The 3,198-nt window shown below is 42.7% G+C and carries 3 protein-coding genes; 2 read left to right on the top strand and 1 reads right to left on the bottom strand.

Translation table 11 applies throughout. The annotated features are described in order from the left end of the window. Positions 1 to 153: 153 nt before the first annotated feature. The gene (locus B5F71_RS19055; protein WP_022039994.1) at positions 154 to 969 is read right to left on the bottom strand and encodes a Cof-type HAD-IIB family hydrolase; all 816 of its coding nucleotides are present in this window, start codon (positions 967 to 969) and stop codon (positions 154 to 156) included. 559 nt (positions 970 to 1,528) lie between these two features. Here B5F71_RS19055 and B5F71_RS19060 point away from each other — a divergent pair. Together B5F71_RS19060 and B5F71_RS19065 are read left to right on the top strand one after the other, a co-directional pair. Beyond that, entirely contained in the window at positions 1,529 to 2,404 is an 876-nt protein-coding gene (locus tag B5F71_RS19060) for a pyridoxamine kinase (protein WP_162609954.1), read from the top strand. Between the two features lie 15 nt (positions 2,405 to 2,419). Next, a complete protein-coding gene (locus B5F71_RS19065; protein WP_087213480.1) occupies positions 2,420 to 3,088 on the top strand; it encodes an MgtC/SapB family protein in 669 nt (222 codons plus the stop codon). Positions 3,089 to 3,198 lie beyond the last annotated feature (110 nt).

Below are 3,198 nucleotides of genomic sequence, written 5' to 3' on the forward strand. Positions count from 1 at the left end.
CTGACGAAGAACAGGAGCGAAAAGGACCAAAAAATCGCCCAAAGCACACACGAAAACGGATACATCAAGCCAAGAAAAACTTTTTGGAGAAATTCAAAACAGCTTCTAATATATCTTCATTGGGTATGTGATTATCTTCAATTCCTTTCTTTGTTATTTCGTCTTGAAGATGAATTTCTCTACTGCGTGGGCTACACCGTCTTCGTCATTCGAGTACGTGATGAAATCTGCATTTTCACGTACTACCTGTTGGGCATTCGCCATTGCTATGCCAAGGCCTGCATATTGTATCATTGACAGGTCGTTGAATCCGTCTCCTATGGCTATCATTTCTTCCCGCTTCATTCCTGTTTCTTCCAATAGCACCGAGAGCGACTGTGCCTTGTCAATGCCTTTTGGCACCAGTTCCAGAAAATAAGGTTCCGAACGGAATACTCCCATTCTGTCCTTTAACTTTTCGTACATTTCCTTTTCCAATATGGCAAGGCGTTCCGGTTCTCCCACAATCAGGCACTTCGTGATGGGACGGGGAATGGCTTCCAGGAAGTTGTCTACCTTTTTTATTTTCATTACATTCAGCAAGGCTTCTTTCAGTACGTATTCGTCATCAGGGGATTCTGTCAATACAAATTCGTGGTCGTATGTTACTATGGCAAATCTATTATTTGTGGCGCAATTATATAAATAAGGTAATACATCGTTGTCCAGCCATTTCTTATATATCACTTCTCCGGTTTTCCAGTCAATGATTTCACCACCGTTGTATGAGAGAATATACCCTTCGTATCTGTCTAGTTCCAATGCGTTGGCAAGCGGCGCCACTCCGTATGTGGGGCGTCCTGAGGCAAGAACAATTTTCACTCCTTGTTTTTGGGCTTCTATCAGTGTGTCATGCGTATATGTTGTTATTCGCTTCTTAGAGTCGGTCAGCGTACCGTCCAAATCGAGTACCAGTAATTTGTAATTCATAAAATAATAGTCTTAAAATCATTTTGTGTGCAAAGATAAACATTTATATTTAATGAGTGCTCTTCATGCTGTCAATTATGTGCTTCGCACCGTAGGGGTTTATGTATATGGTGGTGTCAACAGAAATCGCCCGAAGCACACACGAAAGCGGATAATCAAGACGAGCAGAATTTTTTTGTAGAAATTTAAAACAGACTCTTAATTTCAATTTAAAAAGTTTGTTTGTTACACAAAAAGTAACGTCCTTTGCAAAAACTAATATGAATGTCCGCAATGACCAATGTAGAGGCGTGCTGCATGCGTCCGAATGCGCCGGCTTATCCATGCGGAGCTTTCAAAAAAGCGTGTGCGATGTGCTCTTACAAGCAATTTGGCAAAATGCGGACATTCATAAAACTAATTTCAATTCTTGGATTTACTTATGGCAGACAACTACATCGAGAAACAATTTGAGTCTTATCAGGCACGGAAGATGGCATGGGAAAAAGAAAACAAGTATAAGCGTAAAAAACAAGTCGCGACCCATGCAGAGCCAATAAAGAACCATCCTTGCGGACGGCTGTTTCACAACCAAAGTAAAAAGATTGTTGCAATACATGACCTCTCCGGGGTAGGACGTGTATCGCTTATGGCAGTTGTGCCTATTCTTTCTTCAATGGGGTTTCAGGTATGTCCGCTTCCTACGGCTATTCTTTCCACCCATACGCAGTATCCTGTTTATTCTTTCCTCGATCTTACTGACGAAATGGTCCGTATCATTGAAAAATGGGAACAGCTTGAAATCCGTTTTGATGCTTTTTATTCGGGATACCTTGGTTCTCCACAGCAAGTTCAGATTGTGGAAGATTTTATTCAGAAGTTCCGCCGCTCTACCGACTTGGTTGTGGTTGATCCGGTTATGGGTGACAATGGAAACCTTTACAAAGGCATAACAGAGGAAATGGTAACTGAAATGAAGAAATTAATCTGTCTTGCTGATATTATTACCCCTAACATGACCGAATTGTGCCGCCTGCTTGATATACCTTTTCAAGAGAAAATGAGTGATGCCGGTCTGAAGGATGCGCTTAAAGCATTGTCGGATAAAGGGCCTAGTATTGTCATCGTAACCAGTGTGCCGGTGCAGGATGATCCGCATTCTACGTCTGTATATGCTTATAACCGTTTCGGGAACCGTTATTGGAAAGTGACTTGCCCGTATTTGCCGGCTCATTATCCCGGTACGGGCGATACGTTTACCAGTGTCATTACCGGTTCGCTGATGCAGGGAGACAGCCTTCCTATAGCGCTGGACCGTGCTACTCAGTTTATTTTACAGGGTATTCGTGCTACATTCGGCTACGAATATAATAATTTAGAAGGCATCATGTTGGAAAAAATACTTCATAACTTGGATATGCCGATTCAGGTAAGCAGTTACGAGTTGGTGGAATAAAATGCAAGTGTCGATATGGATTTAGCTTGGGATTTTGCCCTGCGGTTGTTTTTGGCAGGCGTAATGGGCATATTGATAGGATTGGAGCGTGAGTATCGGGCGAAAGAAGCCGGATATCGTACACATTTTCTGGTGGCATTAGGCAGCGCATTGTTGATGATTGTGTCACAATATGGGTTTTCGGATGTGCTGGAGCGTGATTTGGTCCGCCTCGATCCCAGCCGCATCGCGGCACAAGTGGTAAGCGGTATCGGTTTTATCGGTGCCGGGACCATTATCCTGCAAAAGCAGATTGTGCGTGGACTGACTACGGCTGCAGGCATTTGGGCCACTTCAGGCATCGGGCTTGCCATCGGGGCAGGAATGTATAGCATTGGCATTGCTGCTACGGTTTTGGTCTTGTTAGGACTGGAAGTGCTGAGTTTTTTCTTTAAAAGCATAGGCTTGCGGAATTTGATGGTAGAGTTTTCTGCCCGTGATAAGGATGCCATCAAACGGGTGTCGGCTACATTTCATTCGAAAAACTACATTGTGGTATCGTATGAAATGTCTGAGTCATTCGTGAGAGGAGAGGTGGTATACAGCGTAAGCATGACCATCAAGGCAAAACGGCAGAATGAAGAAGGATTGTTGTTGATGTTCATGCAGGATTTTCCTGACATAACGGTGAATAAAATCATTTAAGCCTTAATTCCGCAACACATATTGTTAGAAATAAATTTAAAATACTGAGTAATAATATATTACCCAGTATTTTGCCATGTCAGAAGATTCACTTAACTTAGTGTTGCAAT

Origin of the sequence: Bacteroides sp. An269 (assembly GCF_002159755.1) — a bacterium.
Taxonomy (GTDB): Bacteria; Bacteroidota; Bacteroidia; order Bacteroidales; family Bacteroidaceae; genus Phocaeicola; species Phocaeicola intestinalis.

Excerpts from the sequence above, each read along its gene's own strand:
- B5F71_RS19055 (WP_022039994.1), bottom strand. The coding sequence starts at position 969 with ATGAATTACAAATTACTGGTACTCGATTTGGACGGTACGCTGACCGAC.
- B5F71_RS19065 (WP_087213480.1), top strand. The coding sequence starts at position 2,420 with ATGGATTTAGCTTGGGATTTTGCCCTGCGGTTGTTTTTGGCAGGCGTA.